13 protein-coding genes are annotated in these 15,294 nt (G+C 68.9%); 8 read left to right on the forward strand and 5 right to left on the reverse strand.

Translation table 11 applies throughout. The annotated features are described in order from the left end of the window. Positions 1–51: 51 nt before the first annotated feature. Positions 52–1,089, reverse strand: a complete 1,038-nt coding sequence (gene zapE, locus CQ045_RS15685) for a cell division protein ZapE (protein WP_105725381.1) — start codon at positions 1,087–1,089, stop codon at positions 52–54. Positions 1,090–1,233: 144 nt separating this feature from the next. Between zapE and CQ045_RS15690 the strand changes: the two genes are divergently transcribed. Both CQ045_RS15690 and CQ045_RS15695 read left to right on the forward strand, forming a co-directional pair. Next, positions 1,234–2,127, forward strand: a complete 894-nt coding sequence (locus CQ045_RS15690) for a sulfurtransferase (protein WP_105725383.1) — start codon at positions 1,234–1,236, stop codon at positions 2,125–2,127. A 19-nt stretch (positions 2,128–2,146) separates the two neighbouring features. Beyond that, positions 2,147–2,578 carry a SufE family protein gene (locus tag CQ045_RS15695; protein WP_181156604.1) on the forward strand — a complete coding sequence of 144 codons (432 nt, stop codon included), beginning with the start codon at positions 2,147–2,149 and terminating at the stop codon, positions 2,576–2,578. Here CQ045_RS15695 and CQ045_RS15700 read toward each other — a convergent pair. After that, positions 2,562–3,716, reverse strand: a complete 1,155-nt coding sequence (locus CQ045_RS15700) for a S9 family peptidase (RefSeq protein WP_105725387.1) — start codon at positions 3,714–3,716, stop codon at positions 2,562–2,564. The genes CQ045_RS15695 and CQ045_RS15700 overlap by 17 nt on opposite strands. Positions 3,717–3,741: 25 nt before the next feature. Between CQ045_RS15700 and CQ045_RS15705 the strand changes: the two genes are divergently transcribed. The 4 genes from CQ045_RS15705 (at position 3,742) to CQ045_RS15720 (ending at position 8,941) form a co-directional block, all read left to right on the forward strand. Next, positions 3,742–4,323, forward strand: a complete 582-nt coding sequence (locus CQ045_RS15705) for a DUF3000 domain-containing protein (RefSeq protein WP_105725389.1) — start codon at positions 3,742–3,744, stop codon at positions 4,321–4,323. Continuing rightward, complete coding sequence (locus tag CQ045_RS15710) at positions 4,316–5,509, forward strand: HRDC domain-containing protein (protein WP_105725391.1); 1,194 nt, start codon at positions 4,316–4,318, stop codon at positions 5,507–5,509. Before CQ045_RS15705 ends, CQ045_RS15710 begins: the two co-directional genes overlap by 8 nt. A gap of 73 nt (positions 5,510–5,582) precedes the next feature. Next, entirely contained in the window at positions 5,583–6,788 is a 1,206-nt protein-coding gene (locus CQ045_RS15715) for a thiolase family protein (RefSeq protein WP_105725394.1), read from the forward strand. Between the two features lie 8 nt (positions 6,789–6,796). Then, on the forward strand, positions 6,797–8,941 hold the full coding sequence (locus CQ045_RS15720; RefSeq protein ID WP_105725395.1) for a 3-hydroxyacyl-CoA dehydrogenase NAD-binding domain-containing protein: 2,145 nt from the start codon (positions 6,797–6,799) through the stop codon (positions 8,939–8,941). Positions 8,942–8,990: 49 nt separating this feature from the next. Here the strand turns inward: CQ045_RS15720 and CQ045_RS15725 are convergent, their stop codons facing one another. Genes CQ045_RS15725 through CQ045_RS15735 form a run of 3 tightly spaced genes read right to left on the reverse strand, consistent with a single transcriptional unit; the run spans position 8,991 to position 13,138 of the window. Then, a complete protein-coding gene (locus CQ045_RS15725; protein WP_105725397.1) occupies positions 8,991–10,616 on the reverse strand; it encodes a GMC oxidoreductase in 1,626 nt (541 codons plus the stop codon). Beyond that, on the reverse strand, positions 10,609–11,514 hold the full coding sequence (locus tag CQ045_RS15730) for a YegS/Rv2252/BmrU family lipid kinase (RefSeq protein WP_105725399.1): 906 nt from the start codon (positions 11,512–11,514) through the stop codon (positions 10,609–10,611). The genes CQ045_RS15725 and CQ045_RS15730 overlap by 8 nt, the downstream gene beginning before the upstream one ends. Before the next feature lies 1 nt (position 11,515). Then, the gene (locus CQ045_RS15735) at positions 11,516–13,138 is read right to left on the reverse strand and encodes an FAD-binding oxidoreductase (protein WP_258131098.1); all 1,623 of its coding nucleotides are present in this window, start codon (positions 13,136–13,138) and stop codon (positions 11,516–11,518) included. 20 nt (positions 13,139–13,158) lie between these two features. On the opposite strand from CQ045_RS15735, the gene CQ045_RS15740 reads away from it, so the two are divergent. Then, on the forward strand, positions 13,159–13,737 hold the full coding sequence (locus CQ045_RS15740) for a TetR/AcrR family transcriptional regulator (protein WP_105725403.1): 579 nt from the start codon (positions 13,159–13,161) through the stop codon (positions 13,735–13,737). Continuing rightward, positions 13,734–15,188 (forward strand): glycerol-3-phosphate dehydrogenase/oxidase, encoded by a 1,455-nt coding sequence (locus CQ045_RS15745; RefSeq protein ID WP_105725405.1) that lies wholly within the window; start codon positions 13,734–13,736, stop codon positions 15,186–15,188. The genes CQ045_RS15740 and CQ045_RS15745 overlap by 4 nt, the downstream gene beginning before the upstream one ends. Positions 15,189–15,294 lie beyond the last annotated feature (106 nt).

Consider the following 15,294-nt stretch of genomic DNA (forward strand, 5'->3'; position numbering starts at 1 on the left):
GGTTACAGCGCGGCTCCGCCTGTGAACATCGCGTTACGCCGATCTGCGGGCTTACGCAGAATGTGTCAGCGCGTTGAGTCGGGAGATGGCGCGCAGGTACTTCTTGCGGTACCCGCCGGCGAGCATCTCATCGGAGAAGACGGAGTCGAGACCGAGGCCGGTCGCGAGGATCGGGATCTGCGCGTCGTACACCCGGTCGACGAAGGCGACGAAGCGCAGCGCCTCCGACTGATCGGTGAGCTGACGCACGTCGCGCAGGCCCACGCCGTCCACGCCGTCGATGAGGCGGATGTAGCGCGAGGGGTGGACCTGAGCGAGGTGCCGGATCAGATCGTCGAACCGGTCATCGGAGAATGCTCCCTCCGATCCCGCGGATTCGGATGCCGCGGCGTAGGCGTCGTCGTCGAGGACCACCGCGTGCCCGTCGATCGCACGCTGGCGGAAGTCGACCCCGTCGATGCGCAGTGTCTGGAAGCTGTCCGACATCGCGTGGATCTCCCGCAGGAAGTCCTGTGCGGCGAAGCGCCCCTCGCCGAGCGCGTTCGGCGGCGTGTTGGACGTGGCGGCGAGTCGGGTTCCGGTCGGCACGAGCTCGCCCAGGAGTCGGGTCATCACCATGGTGTCGCCCGGATCGTCGAGCTCGAACTCGTCGATGCAGAGCAGGTCCGCACCTTTGAGCAGGTCGACCGTGTTCTTGTAGCCGAGCGCGCCGACGAGCGCGGTGTACTCGATGAACGAGCCGAAGTACTTCCTGCGAGCGGGCATCGCGTGATAGATCGATGCGAGCAGGTGCGTCTTGCCCACACCGAAGCCGCCGTCCAGGTACACGCCCGGCTTGAGCTCCGGCTCCTTCTTCGCCCGGCTGAAGAAGCCGCCGCGCTTGACGGGGGCTCCCCGTCCGGCGAAGCGAAGGAGTGTCTCCTTCGCCTCTTCCTGGGAGGGATACGCGGGATCGGCGCGATAGCTGTCGAAGGTGGCCGTGTCGAACTGCGGCGGCGGCACCAGGCTCGCCAGCATCTCGGGTCCGCTGACGGTCGGCTGACGCTCGGTGAGGTGCACGATTCCCGTGCGGCTGGTCGTGTCGGTCATCACGGTCCTGAATCAGGTGCTGGCCTGTGTCGAAGTCTTACGAATCGGGCGCAGGGTGCTCGGCGGGGATCTATCGTCGAAGGGACGGATCAACACTACGCCGTCCGCACCCGCCCCTCGCCCGCTCAACGCTTCGGAGATCCCATGGCCATCGAGTTCGACTCCTCCTCCCCCAAGTTCGCCGAGTACGCCGAGCCCGGTCGCCTGGTGACGACGGAGTGGCTCGCGGAACGACTGGGTGCGCCCGGGCTCGTGGTCGTCGAATCGGACGAGGACGTCCTCCTCTACGAGACCGGACACATCCCCGGAGCCGTGAAGGTCGACTGGCACACCGAGCTCAACGACCCGGTGGTGCGTGACTACGTCGACGGCGAGGGCTTCGCCGAACTGCTCGGCCGCAAGGGCATCGAACGCTCGGACACCGTGGTCATCTACGGCGACAAGAACAACTGGTGGGCCGCCTATGCCCTCTGGGTGTTCTCGCTCTTCGGTCACGAAGACGTCCGCCTGCTCGACGGCGGACGCGATCGCTGGATCGCCGAGGGCCGCGAACTCACCCGCGAGCCGGCGAACCGCCCGGCGACGGAGTACCCGATCGTCGAGCGCGACGACTCCCAGATCCGCGCCTACAAGGAGGATGTGCTCGCCCACATCGGCAGCCCGCTGATCGATGTCCGCTCGCCCGAGGAGTACAGCGGTGAGCGCACCACGGCGCCGGCCTACCCCGAGGAGGGGGCGCTGCGCGCCGGGCACATCCCGACGGCGCAGAGTGTGCCGTGGGCGAAGGCGGTCGCCGAGGACGGCGGCTTCCGCAGCCGCGCCGAGCTCGACGCGATCTACCGCGACGGGGCCGGACTGAAGGACGGTGACGACGTCGTCGCTTACTGCCGCATCGGTGAGCGCTCCAGCCACACGTGGTTCGTGCTCAAGCACCTGCTCGGCTTCGAGAACGTCCGCAACTACGACGGTTCGTGGACCGAATGGGGAAGCGCCGTACGCGTGCCGATCGTGACCGGGGCCGAGCCTGGTTCGCTCTGAACATGTGACAATGACAGGGATGAGCACGAGCGAAGTTCCTGACGCACTGGCCGAGATCCGCGACGGCTTCCTGGAGACCCCGGAGGCCGATCGCCTGCTGCTCCTGCTCGAGTACTCGGACGAACTGCCGGATGTCTCCGACGAGGTCGCCGCGCACCCCGAGATGTACGAGCGCGTCGCCGAGTGCCAGTCCCCCGTCTACATCCACGTCGAGGTGAACGACGACGTGGTGACGATGCACGCCAGCGCCCCGCCGGAGGCTCCGACGACTCGCGGCTTCGCGAGCATCCTGGTGCAGGGCATCAGCGGGCTCAGCGCCGACGAGGTGCTCGCGATCCCGAACGACTACCCGCAGACGATCGGCCTCACCAAGGCCGTGTCGCCGTTGCGCATCGGAGGCATGACGGGGATGCTGATGCGGGCGAAGAACCAGGTCAGGCAGAAGCGCTGAAGCCCTGCGCATCCAGCCAATCGGTGATCGCCGTGGTCCAGCCGGTCTGGTCGTAGTTCCACAGCTTCGTGTGCCGTGCCACCGTGAACCGCGGCATGGTCACGAGATCAGGCCGCGCCTCCTCCAGCGCGTGCGAGGAGTCCGCCGGCACGAAGCCGTCGTCGTCGCTGTGCAGGATGAGGATCGGCGCAGTCAGCTCGTCGGCGCGGGCGACCATGTCCAGACGATCGAACGGGATCGGCTCGTCCGCACCGCTGAGCCGCGCGGTGAGGGGCATCTGGAGAGCACCCATGGCGAGACCGGGGAGCGGCGGGCGGACCCCGGCCAGCTTCGCCTGGAAGCGCAGCACCGTCCGCCAGTCGACGACCGGGGACTCGAGGATGATCCCCGCGATGCGGTCGCGATGCCCGGAGGTGACCGCAGCCTGCAGCGACACCGCGCCACCCATCGACCACCCCATCAGGATCACGCGGTCCGCACCGTGGCGGAGCGCGTAGGCGATCGCCGCATCGACGTCGCGCCATTCCGAGGCTCCGAGCGCGTAGGCGCCTGCCCTGGTGCGCGGAGCTTCTCCGTCGTTGCGGTACGAGACGACCAGAGTGGGCAGGCCGGCGGCGTGCAGCACGGGAACGGCCCGCAGGCATTCGGCGCGTGTCGCGCCGCGGCCGTGCACCTGGATCACCCAGGTCGAGGACGATGCCGGGAAATACCAGGCGGGGCACGGTCCGGCGGGAGAGCCGATCAGCACGTTCTCCCAGCGCAGATGCAGCTCGCTCGGCGAGGAGTAGTAGTAGCCGCTGAACGCGGCAGCCCGATCCACCCGGGCACCGGGCTCGATCTGGGTGAGGAGCTTGCGGCGCACGCTCGTCGCGTCCGCGCTGAGGACCGCGCCGAGCTTGACGTACCCGTAGGTCCCGGTCGTGAACAGGCCGTAACGACCCGGCAGCTCCGTGTCGAGTGAGCGCTTCAGCTCGATGGTCTGGGCGCCGGTGTCCACGGCGAGGATCTCGGTGTCCGTCGTGCGGCGCATGGGCGTCACCACCCGACGGGCGACGGCGAACACGACGAGAGCAAGCGCTGCCCCGAACGCGAAGAGGGCAGGGACAAGGAGCGTAACGGCGTGCCTGAGTCTCTTCATCGCTTCCTGACTCTAGCCTGTTGCCGTGACCGCACACCCCGAGGTCGGGACCCCTTTCGAGAGCGCCGTGGCCGAACTGCGCGAGACCGCGTTCCGCGATGACATCGCGGTGCGCGAGATCACCACGCCGCAAGGGCTCGCCCCCTTCGCGATCGCCCTCGCCGCCGACGTGCGTCCGGAGGGCGACGGCGAGTCGGTGTACGGCACCGGTCGGTTCGTCCTGCTGCATGACCCCGATGAGCCGGGCGCGTGGGGTGGATCCTGGCGCATCGTGATCTTCGCCCAGGCACCTCTCGAGACCGAGATCGGCACCGACCCCCTCCTGGCCGATGTGACGTGGTCGTGGCTCGTCGATGCCCTGGACTCCCGAGACGCCGTCTATCACGCGGCCTCGGGCACTTCGACGAAGACACTGTCGAAGGGATTCGGCGGTCTCGCCGTCGAAGGAGACGGAGCACAGATAGAATTGCGGGCGTCCTGGACTCCGGAGGGCCCGTTCCGACCGCACGTCGAAGCATGGGCCGAGCTGGTCGGAATGCTGGCGGGACTTCCGCCCGGCTCCGAGGGCATCGCCGTGATCGGCGCGCGAAAGGCTGTACGTGACTGAATACTCCGTGATCTCCGACGTCGAGGAGTTCCGCGCGGCATGCACCGCGCTCACCGCCGGCACCGGGCCGGTCGCCGTGGACGTGGAGCGCGCGTCCGGCTTCCGCTACTCGCAGCGCGCCTATCTGGTGCAGGTCTTCCGGCGCGGCGCGGGCGTCTTCCTCTTCGATCCTCCGGCTGTCGGAGACTTCGCGCCGTTGCAGGCCGCCATCGGCGACGTCGAGTGGGTGCTCCATGCCGCGAGCCAGGACCTGCCGTCGTTGCGCGAGCTGGGCCTCGAACCCCCCGTGATCTTCGACACCGAGCTCGCATCCCGTCTCCTCGGACATGAGCGCGTCGGACTCGGGGCGGTCGTCGAGGACACGCTGGGCATCACGCTCAAGAAGGAGCATTCCGCGGCCGACTGGTCGACGCGGCCGCTTCCCGATTCCTGGCTCGACTACGCCGCCCTCGACGTTCTGCACCTGGTCGATGTGCGAGACGCCCTCGTCCTCGAGCTGGAGGAGCAGGGCAAGACGGAGTTCGCCGCCGAGGAGTTCGCCGCCACTCTCGCCCGCGCGCCGAAGCCGCCGCGCGAAGACCCCTGGCGTCGACTCAGCGGACTCCACCAGGTGCGCGGAGCACGAAACCTCGCCGTCGCACGTTCCCTCTGGCAGGCCCGCGAGGCATACGCACAGGACCAGGACACCTCTCCCGGTCGGCTCGTCCCCGACCGTTCACTGGTGGCCGCGGTGATGGCGAATCCGTCGTCGAAGCAGGCACTGGCCGGCATCAAGGAGTTCCAGGGCCGCGCCAGCCGCACGCAGCTCGACCGCTGGTGGCAGGCTATCGTCGACGGCCGCGCCTCCGAGGAGCTGCCCCGCGAGCGAGTTCCCAGCGACACCCTGCCTCCGCCCCGGGCGTGGGCCGACCGCAACCCCGAGGCGGATGCGCGCCTCAAGGCCGCTCGCCCCGTCGTCGAAGCAGTGGCGGAAGAGCTGGGGATGCCGACCGAGAACCTCCTCACCCCGGAGTACCTGCGCAGGGTCGCCTGGGACGTGCCGGGCGAGACAGCCGAGGACATCGCCGCCGCGCTCGCAGAGCTGGGCGCGCGGCCCTGGCAGATTGCACAGACTGCACAGAAGATCGCCGCCGCCTTTGTAGAAGCCGCGCAATCGCCCGACACCACGCCCGCACCCGCTTCGTAGGTTCGATCCAACCGATTCCTCCCCGTTTCGGAGGCTTCATAGACTGAGGCCTACGCACAAACTTGGAGGCAGAGTGGCCGAGATCTCGGACGTCTTCTTCGTCGATGGAGTGCGCACCCCCTTCGGGCGCGCCGGCGAAAAGGGCATGTACTGGAACACCCGCGCAGATGACCTCGCCGTGAAGGCGACCATCGGCCTCATGGAGCGGAACGCGGCCGTGCCGGCCGACCGCATCGACGATGTCGCGATCGCAGCGACAAGCCAGACCGGAGACCAGGGCCTCACCCTCGGCCGCTCCGTGGCGATTCTCGCCGGGCTCCCTCAGACGGTCCCCGGACTCGCTGTCGAGCGCATGTGCGCCGGTGCGATGACCAGCGTCACGACCATGGGCGCATCGATCGGTGTCGGCATGTACGACTTCGCGATCGCCGGCGGCGTCGAGCACATGGGACACCACCCGATCGGCGGCAACGCCGACCCGAATCCCCGCTTCGTGGCCGAGAAGATGGTCGATCCCGGGGCGCTCAACATGGGCGTCACGGCCGAGCGCATCTTCGACCGCTTCCCGCACCTCACCAAGGAGCGCTCCGACCGCTTCGGCATGCTGAGCCAGCACAAGGTGCAGGCCGCCTACGATGCCGGCAAGATCCAGCCCGATCTGGTGCCGGTGGCGACCAAGAGCGCTGACGGCGCGTGGGGTCTCGCCACCGAGGACGAGGGTCGCCGCCCGCAGACCACGATGGAGGACCTCGCCGCGCTGAAGACGCCGTTCCGCCCGCACGGACGCGTCACGGCCGGCACCTCCTCCCCGCTGACCGACGGAGCGACCATGTCGCTCCTCGCCGGCGGCGGTGCCGTGAAGGAGTTCGGCCTCGCCCCGAAGATGCGCATGGTTTCGTTCGCGTTCGCGGGCGTGCAGCCGGAAATCATGGGCATCGGTCCGATTCCCTCGACCGAGAAGGCCCTCCAGAAGGCCGGCCTCACGATCGCCGACATCGGGCTGTTCGAGCTCAATGAGGCGTTCGCGATCCAGGTGATCTCGCTGCTCGACCACTTCGGCATCGCTGACGACGACCCCCGCGTCAACCAGTGGGGTGGAGCGATCGCACTCGGACACCCGCTCGCGGCATCCGGCGTGCGTCTGATGATCCAGCTCGCGGCACAGTTCGCCGAGCGCCCCGATGTCCGCTACGGTCTGACAGCCATGTGCGTCGGCCTCGGCCAGGGCGGCTCGGTCATCTGGGAGAACCCGCACTACGACGGCAAGAAGAAGAAGTGAGCGCCCCTGTGACGAACTACGACGACATCGACTTCTCCCCGATTCAGGCGCTCACGGAGGGCGAGGTCATCACGCACTCCCCCGTGCGCGACATCCGTCTCGCGTCCGGCAAGGTACTCGCCCTGATCACCCTGGACAACGGTCGTGACCACACGCGTCCGAACACGCTCGGACCCGCGACCCTCACGGAGCTGGGCGAGACGCTCGACGGACTCAGGGCACGAGCCGCAGCCGGCGAGATCCAGGCGGTCGGCATCACGGGAAAGCAGTACATCCTCGCCGCCGGCGCCGACCTCTCCGACATCAGCAAGGTCGGATCTCGTGACAACGCGCGTCTGATCGCGCAGCTCGGCCACAAGGTCCTCGGGAAGTTCAGTGAGCTCGGCGTTCCGTCGTTCGCGTTCGTGAACGGCCTCGCGCTGGGCGGCGGTCTCGAGATCGCACTGAACTCGACGTACCGCACGGTCGACGCGTCGGCGGCGGCCATCGCCCTGCCCGAGGTCTTCCTGGGCATCATTCCGGGCTGGGGTGGCGCCTATCTGCTGCCGAACCTGATCGGCATCGAGAACGCCCTGGAGGTCGTCATCTCGAACCCGCTCAAGCAGAACCGGATGCTGAAGCCGCAGCAGGCCTTCGACCTCGGCGTCGTCGACGCCATCTTCCCGGCGGCGAACTATCTCGAGAACTCGCTGGCATGGGCAGACGCGGTCCTCGGCGGCAAGAAGGTCGAGCGCAAGAACGAGCCGGGCAAGATCGAGCGCCTCACCAAGTGGCCGATCGCCATCAAGATGGCGCGCGCCATGCTCGAGTCGAAGATCGGTACCGTGCCCAAGTCGCCGTACGCCGCGCTCGAGCTTCTCGACAAGGCGAAGAGCGGTACGAAGGCCGAGGGCTTCGCCCGCGAGGACGAGGCATTGGCCGAGCTCGTCACGGGCGACCAGTTCGCCGCGTCGATGTACGCGTTCGACCTGGTGCAGAAACGCGCGAAGCGTCCCGTCGGCGCCCCCGACAAGGAGCTGGCGAAGAAGGTGACCAAGGTCGGCATCATCGGCGCAGGCCTCATGGCGAGCCAGTTCGCGCTGCTCTTCGTGCGCAAGCTCCAGGTGCCCGTGCTCATCACCGACCTCGACCAGGCGCGCGTCGACAAGGGCGTCGCCTACATCCACGAGGAGATCGGCAAGCTCGAGGCCAAGGGTCGTCTCGACTCCGACTCGGCGAACAAGCTGCGCGCGCTCGTCACCGGCACGACCGACAAGAGCCTGTACGCGGACTGCGACTTCGTGATCGAGGCCGTGTTCGAAGAGGTCGGCGTCAAGCAGCAGGTCTTCGGTGAGATCGAGAAGATCATCGCCGAGGACGCGATCCTCGCGACGAACACCTCGTCGCTGTCGGTCGAGGAGATCGGCGCGAAGCTCGCACACCCCGAACGCCTCGTCGGATTCCACTTCTTCAACCCCGTCGCGGTGATGCCGCTGATCGAGATCGTGAAGACGCCGACGACCGCGGACGCCGCGCTGTCGACCGCATTCGTCGTCGCGAAGAACCTGGGCAAGAACGCGGTGCTCACCGCCGACGCGCCCGGATTCGTCGTGAACCGGCTGCTCGCCAAGGTGATGGGAGAGGCCGCCCGCGCCGTCTACGAGGGAACTCCGATCGCCGACGTCGAGAAGGCCTTCGGTCCTCTCGGCCTGCCGATGGGCCCGTTCCAGCTGATCGACCTGGTCGGCTGGAAGGTCGCCGCGCACGTGCAGGACACCATGGTGCACGCCTTCCCCGATCGGTTCTACGCCAACGAGAACTTCCACGCACTCGCCGAACTCGACGCGGTCGTCGAGAAGGACAAGGGCGGTCGTGTCGTCGGGTGGAGCAAGCAGGCGGAGAAAGTCCTCAAGGGCGCGGTCGGTAAGACCCCCGCGTCGGCGGCGACGATCCTCCAGCGCGTGCAGGACGGCCTGGCCACCGAGATCAAGCTGATGCTCGACGAGGGCGTCGTCCCGGAGGTCGAGGACATCGACCTGTGCCTGATCCTGGGCGCGGGCTGGCCGTTCATCGACGGCGGAGCATCACCGTACCTCGACCGCGAGGGTGCGTCGGAGCGGGCGTTCGGCGGCTCGTTCCACACCCCGCAGATCCGCGGCGTCGAAAACCGCTGATCGAAGGCGAGAACACGAGGGGCCGCATCGACCGATGCGGCCCCTTCGTCTATGCCTGAGGCGGTCTCGCGTCCGGCTCTCCGGACTTCGGCCAGTACGAGAGAGCCCGTTCCGCCAGCGCGGTGATCGTGAGCGAGGGATTCACCCCCGGATTGGCGGGCACCGCCGACCCGTCGACGACGTGCAGCCCGGGATGGCCCCAGACCCGGTGATAGGGATCGACGACGCCCTTCTCGCGCGTTGCGGAGATCACCGCACCGCCGAGGAAGTGCGCCGTGAGTGGGATGCCGAAGACCTCCGGCCAGGATCCGCGCGCCTCCGTCGGCACTCCGCCCTCCCGCTGAGTCCGGGCCGCGATCGCTGCGGCAGCCGTGTGGGCCTGCGGCAGATGGCTCGGATTCGGCTCGCCGTGTCCCTGAGCGCTGGTCATCACGAGGCGGCCGAATCGTCGACGCAGCGACAGCGTGAGCGAGTTGTCCGCTGTCTGCATCACCAGAGCGATGATGCCTCTCTCGCTCCACCGACGGAGAGTGCCGAGCCGGAACTGCCGCACCGGCGAACGGAGCACCTGCGCGACGACGCTGCCCAGTCGTGCGCCCAGGCGACGATCACCGGGAACCAGCACGGTCGCGAGGGCCCCCATCAGATTCGATCCCGGGCCGTAGCGGACGTTCTCGACATGGGTCCGCTCGTCGACATGGAACGAGGTGGTGATCGCGACGCCTCGCGCGAGCTCCAGGGCTTCCGGGACCTTCGTGGCGACGGCCCCGTCGAGCGCCTCGGAATTGGTGCGTGTGAGGCGGCCGACGGCATCCGAGACTCGCGGCAGCGACCCGGATGCCTTCATCCGGTGCAAGAGCTGCTGGGTTCCCCAGGTGCCGGCGGCGAGCACGACCTGGCCGGCGGTGACGGTCCGGCGCGTGTGCCGGAACCAGGAGCCGCTGCGGTGCGTCGTCACCGCGAAACCGCCGCCGGGGAGTTCCCGCACCTCGCTCACCGTGCGCAACGGCTCGATGGCCACGCCGCGTCGCTCCGCCAGGGCGAGATAGTTCTTCATGAGGGTGTTCTTCGCGCCGACGCGGCATCCGACCATGCAGTTGCCGCACAGCGTGCACCCCGTGCGGTTAGGGCCTTCGCCGCCGAAGTACGGATCGGGTGTGCGCTCCCCCGGCTTGCCGAACCACACTCCGACCGGGGCGTGGCGGAAGGTGGCGCCGACCCCGAGATCCTCCGCCGCGCCCGCCATGATCCGCTCGACCGGTCCGGTGTGCGGATAGTGCTCCACGACGCCGAGCATCCGCTTCGCGGTGGCGTAGTGCGGTGACAGCTCGGACTCCCACTCGGCGATGTCCCGCCACTGCGGGTCCTGGAAGAACGTGATCCCGGGCCGGTAGAGCGTGTTCGCGTAGTTGAGCGAGCCACCTCCGACGCCGGCTCCGGCGAGGATCATCACGTGGGGCAGCCGGTGGATGCGCTGCACGCCGTGGCATCCGAGCGCAGGCGCCCACAGATAGCGTCGGACGTTCCAGCTGGTCTTGGCGAAGTCCTCGTCTTCGAAGCGGCGGCCGGCCTCGTAGACACGCACCCGATAGCCCTTCTCGGCCAGCCGCAGCGCAGCGACGGAGCCGCCGAAGCCGGAACCGACGATCACGACATCCTCGTCGAACTCACTCATCACTCTCCCCCGGCACCATCATCGTGAGCGCGGAGGGAAGCACGGAGACCGTGCACTCGTCTTCCCCGATCCGCTCGCCGTCCGCGTACACGACGAGCCCCGGAGCGGAGACCGTCACCGTGCGCGCGCGCCGATGACCGACCTCCGGGCGCGTCAGATGGGTTCCGCGCAGCAGGAGCGGGAACAGCCGCAGCAGTCGCAAGCGGCCGAGCGGGGCGACGTGCACGACATCGAGCAGCCCGTCATCGGGGAGTGCTCCTGCGCAGATCGGCATGCCGCCACCGTAGCTCGACGTGCTGCCCACGGCGATCAGCGTGCCCGGAGCGCTCACGGCGGCCCCGTCGTCGACGGCGAGCCTGAAGGTCATGGGACGCAGGCGTACGAGTTCGATGAGCAGCGCGAGGTAGTACCGCGGCGCTCCGTGGGGCCAGCGGAGGCGGTTGGTGCGGTCACTCACCTTCGCATCGAACCCGAGCGCCGCGATCGTGAGGAACTTCCGGATGCCATCCGCAGTGCGGACCTGACCGACATCGATCGCGTGCGGCACGCCGGTGAGCGCGAGTTCCGCGGCGGCTGCCGCATCCCCGCGGGGCAGGCCGAGGGCACGGGCGAGGTCGTTCCCGGTGCCCGCAGCGACCAGGACCACGGGCACGGATGCCGCACACACCGTGTCGAGCACCCCGGACAGCGTTCCGTCGCCACCGACCACGACCAGCGCGCGCGGCTCGTCCGCGAGGGCGGCGACCGCGAGTCGCGCGGTGTCCGCCGCGGAGCCGCCCGCGTAGGTACGCACGTCTGTCCCGCGTGCGCGGAGGTGCAGGACGGCCTCTTCGGCTGCTCTCCCCCCGCGGCCCTTGCCGGAGAAGGGGTTCGCGAGCACGGCGATGTGCTCGGCCATGTCAGCGCGTCCGCTCGAGGGGGATCACAGCGCCGGGATTGAGGATGCCTGAGGGGTCCAGCTCACGCTTGATGGCGGCGAGGATGCGGATGCCGGTCTCTCCGATCTCCTCTCCCAGCCAGGCCGCGTGATCCCGTCCGACCGCGTGGTGATGGCTGATCGTGCCGCCTGCGGCGATGATCGCGTTGTTCACGCGCGCTTTGACGGGCGCCCAGACTCCGAGGGGATCGGCACGGACACCGGCGAGCACGGTGAAGTACAGCGAGGCCCCGGTCGGATAGATGTGGGACACGTGACACATGACATACGACTTCGCGCCCGCGTCGCCGAACCCGTCCTTGAGCGCGCGCTCCACGGCTGCGCGCAGCGGCTGCAGGTTCGACCAGGTCGTCGCCGTCTCCAGCGTCTCGCAGAAGACTCCGGCATCGAGCAGCGAGTCCCGCAGGTAAGGACCGTCGAAACGACCCTTCAACCACTCCTCCGCGGCACCCTCACCCGCGGAGATGCCGCCCGCGGCGACGAGATGAGCGCTGGCTCGGGCCCGCCGCTCGACGATTCCGTCGCCCTCGTAGACGGTGACGACGCTCGCGCCCTTCGCGAGCGCCTTGCCGATCCGTCCGACCTGGGCGAGGCTCACCGCGGTCTCCGCTTCATCGGATAGGCGGATGACCGTCGGACCGTCGCCTTGCTGGGCCACACGGCGCAGCGCCTCGGCTCCGCTGGCGAAGTCGGGGAAGGACCAGGACTCGAACACACGATCGCGCGGGATCGGGTGCACACGAACGCGCACCTCGGTGATCACGCCGAAGATCCCCTCCGAGCCGAGGAACACTCTGACCAGATCAGGGCCGGCAGCGGAACCGGGCGATCGTCCGAGCTCGATGTCGCCGGTCGGCGTCGCCACCCGGATGCCCGTGACCATGGTGTCGAAGCGCCCGTTCCCCGCCGAGTTCTGACCTGACGATCGGGCCGCAGCGAAACCGCCGACCGTGGCGTAGCGGAAGCTCTGCGGGTAGTGACCGAGCTCGAAGCCGTGTGCCGCGAGCAGAGCCTCGGCCTCCGGCCCCGTCGTTCCGGCGGCGAGCACCGCTTCTCCGCTGATCTCGTCGAAGCGGATCAGACCGCTGAGGCGCCGCAGATCGAGGCTCACGACCGCGTGGTGCCGGCCCCGCTCGGGGTCCAGTGCCCCCACGACGCTCGTGCCGCCGCCGAAGGGAATGACGGCCACGCCACGGGCCACCGCCACCTCGAGGCAGGCACGGACCTCATCATGATCGGCTGGACGGATCACCGCATCCGGCGCGTCCTGCTCAGCCTGTCGTCGGCGGAGAAGATCCGGAGTCGACCGTCCACCGGCGTGGCGGATCCGCGCCTGATCGGAGTCATCGACGTTCTGCAGGCCCACCGCGGCGCGGAACGCCGTGAGATCCGCGTCGGTCAGTGCCGACGCCGCCACCCGCACCGCGGAGAGCTCGACGGAGGGCTCGGGCTTGCGGATGCGTCCGAGGAGCAGCGGCAGCAGACTGCGAACCGCAAGCGGAAGATCCTTCGCTTTTGCCGGGTCACCCCAGCCGTTCCATCTCATCGACGGGTCTTCATCGACCCTGCCATTGTCTTGGCCCATGCGTTACAGTGTGACACATCATGGAAGAACGTCAACCTCGGTGGGACGCGACGCAGGCACGGATCCTCGACGCCGCCGATGCTCTGATCGAGCGTCGCGGCGTCCACGGTGTGACCATCGCCGAGCTCGCCCGCCGCGCCGACCTGAGCCGTCCGACCATCTATCGGAACTGGAGCGACGCGGACGACGTCGTCCGGGCAGCACTCCTGCGCCGCGTGGACGGCATCCTGAGCACCTTCCCCGCCCACGCGCGCACGCGCGCCGCTCTCGTCGACGATGTGCTGCGCTTCACGTCGTTGTTCCGGAACGACCCGCTCTACGCGCGCCTGCTCGCCGACGAGCCGGAGGCCTTCACCCGCTACACGCTGCAGCGCGTGGGATCGAGCCAGCGGATGATCCTGCTCTGGCTCGCGACCGCCATCGCCGCCGCGCAGACGGACGGTTCCGTCCGACCAGGCCCAGCCGACGAGATCGCCGTGATGCTGCTGCTCATCGCGCAGTCGGCCGTGCTCTCTCACGGCACCGTGGCCGAGCTCATCTCGGAGGCAGCATGGGAACGTGAACTGCGCGCGGCACTCGACGGACTGCTCCGGCCATGACCCGCGAGTCATCCGCGCTCAACGTCGCGCGACGGAGGATCGAACTGGCCCGCTCCGCCGAGGACACGGTCGACGTGCTCGTCATCGGCGGTGGGATCACGGGCGTCGGCGCTGCTCTCGACGCCGCGTCACGCGGCCTCAGCGTCACCCTGATCGAAGCAGAGGACCTCGCCTTCGGGACGAGCAGATTCAGCTCGAAACTCGTCCACGGCGGCCTCCGCTATCTCGCGACCGGTGATTTCGCCACCGCCAAGGAGAGCGCGCTGGAGCGACACCTGCTCATGACGACCATCGCACCGCACCTGATCCGCTCCCTCGGCCAACTCCTCCCGTTCAGCCCCGGGGTGACCCTGCGTCAGCGCGCGGCGGGGGCCGTCGGCATGGGCATGGGTGACCTGCTGCGGATCCGGGCGCGCACTCCCCGTTCGGCGCTGCCCGCGCCGCGGTTCGTGACCGCTCGTGCCGCCCTGGCTCTCGCACCGGCCCTCGACCGACGGCGGCTGGACGGCGGCATGCTGTCCTTCGACGGACAGCTGGAAGACGATGCGCGTCTCGTCGCCACCGTCGCCCGCACCGCGGCGAGTCTCGGTGCGCGGATCCTGACCCGCGTCCGTGCCGTCGAGCTGCGGGCAGACGGTGCGACCGCCGAGGATTCCGTCACGGGAGAGCGTCTCGAGATCAAGGCCCGCACCGTGATCAACGCGACGGGTGTCTGGGCGGGCTCGCTCGACGAGGCGATCACCGTCCGACCCAGCCGCGGTACGCACATCGTGCTCGACGCAGCTGATCTCGGGGTGCCGACCGCGGCGCTCACGATCCCGCACCCGGGATCGATCAGCCGCTACGTGTTCGCACTGCCGCAGCAGCACGGCCGTGTGATCGTGGGCCTCACCGACGAGGACGCTCCCGGCCCGGTGCCGAGCGTCGCGCAGCCGACCGAGCCCGAGATCGATTTCCTTCTCGCCACACTCAACCGGGTCCTTGCCGCGCCGATCAGGCGCCATCAGGTCCGCGGAGCCTTCGCGGGTCTGCGTCCCCTCGTCGACAACGGGTCTGATGCCACCGCCGATGTGTCGCGAAGACATCTCGTGACGGTATCCGAGGCGGGCTTCGTCACGGTGCTCGGCGGAAAGCTGACGACGTATCGCCGGATGGCTGAGGACGCCGTCGATATCGCGCTGCGGACACGCCGTTTGGATGCAGCGCCGAGCCGTACGAGCTCGTTGCGGCTCGTGGATCGCGCTGTTCCCGCATCCCGCGACCTTCTCGACGAGAGCACCGGACTGACCGATGCGGAGATCGAGTTCGCCGTTCGCGTCGAAGGCGCGATGACCGTCGACGACGTCCTGGACCGGCGCACGCGCGTCGGACTCGTGGACGCCGATCGCGAGCGGTGTCGTGCGATGGTCGCCGGCAGCGTCGCCCGCGCTCTCGCCGACATCTCCTCCTGACCGACCGCGTCCCGGCCTGCCCCGTATCCATGGCGCGGCCCCCGGAGGAACGCTCGGCGAACAGCGGATGAAATCCCCCGGATGAAGCGCCCCGCCGGCGTCGCAT

It is taken from the genome of Microbacterium sp. MYb66, from assembly GCF_002979435.1.
Lineage (GTDB): Bacteria > Actinomycetota > Actinomycetes > Actinomycetales > Microbacteriaceae > Microbacterium.

What these genes read in the sequence shown, in the direction of transcription:
- zapE (WP_105725381.1), bottom strand. Translation starts at nt 1,089, where the DNA reads ATGACCGACACGACCAGCCGCACGGGAATCGTGCACCTCACCGAGCGT.
- CQ045_RS15690 (WP_105725383.1), top strand. Translation starts at nt 1,234, where the DNA reads ATGGCCATCGAGTTCGACTCCTCCTCCCCCAAGTTCGCCGAGTACGCC.
- CQ045_RS15695 (WP_181156604.1), top strand. Translation starts at nt 2,147, where the DNA reads ATGAGCACGAGCGAAGTTCCTGACGCACTGGCCGAGATCCGCGACGGC.
- CQ045_RS15700 (WP_105725387.1), bottom strand. Translation starts at nt 3,716, where the DNA reads ATGAAGAGACTCAGGCACGCCGTTACGCTCCTTGTCCCTGCCCTCTTC.
- CQ045_RS15725 (WP_105725397.1), bottom strand. Translation starts at nt 10,616, where the DNA reads ATGAGTGAGTTCGACGAGGATGTCGTGATCGTCGGTTCCGGCTTCGGC.
- CQ045_RS15730 (WP_105725399.1), bottom strand. Translation starts at nt 11,514, where the DNA reads ATGGCCGAGCACATCGCCGTGCTCGCGAACCCCTTCTCCGGCAAGGGC.
- CQ045_RS15735 (WP_258131098.1), bottom strand. Translation starts at nt 13,138, where the DNA reads ATGGGCCAAGACAATGGCAGGGTCGATGAAGACCCGTCGATGAGATGG.
- CQ045_RS15740 (WP_105725403.1), top strand. Translation starts at nt 13,159, where the DNA reads ATGGAAGAACGTCAACCTCGGTGGGACGCGACGCAGGCACGGATCCTC.
- CQ045_RS15745 (WP_105725405.1), top strand. Translation starts at nt 13,734, where the DNA reads ATGACCCGCGAGTCATCCGCGCTCAACGTCGCGCGACGGAGGATCGAA.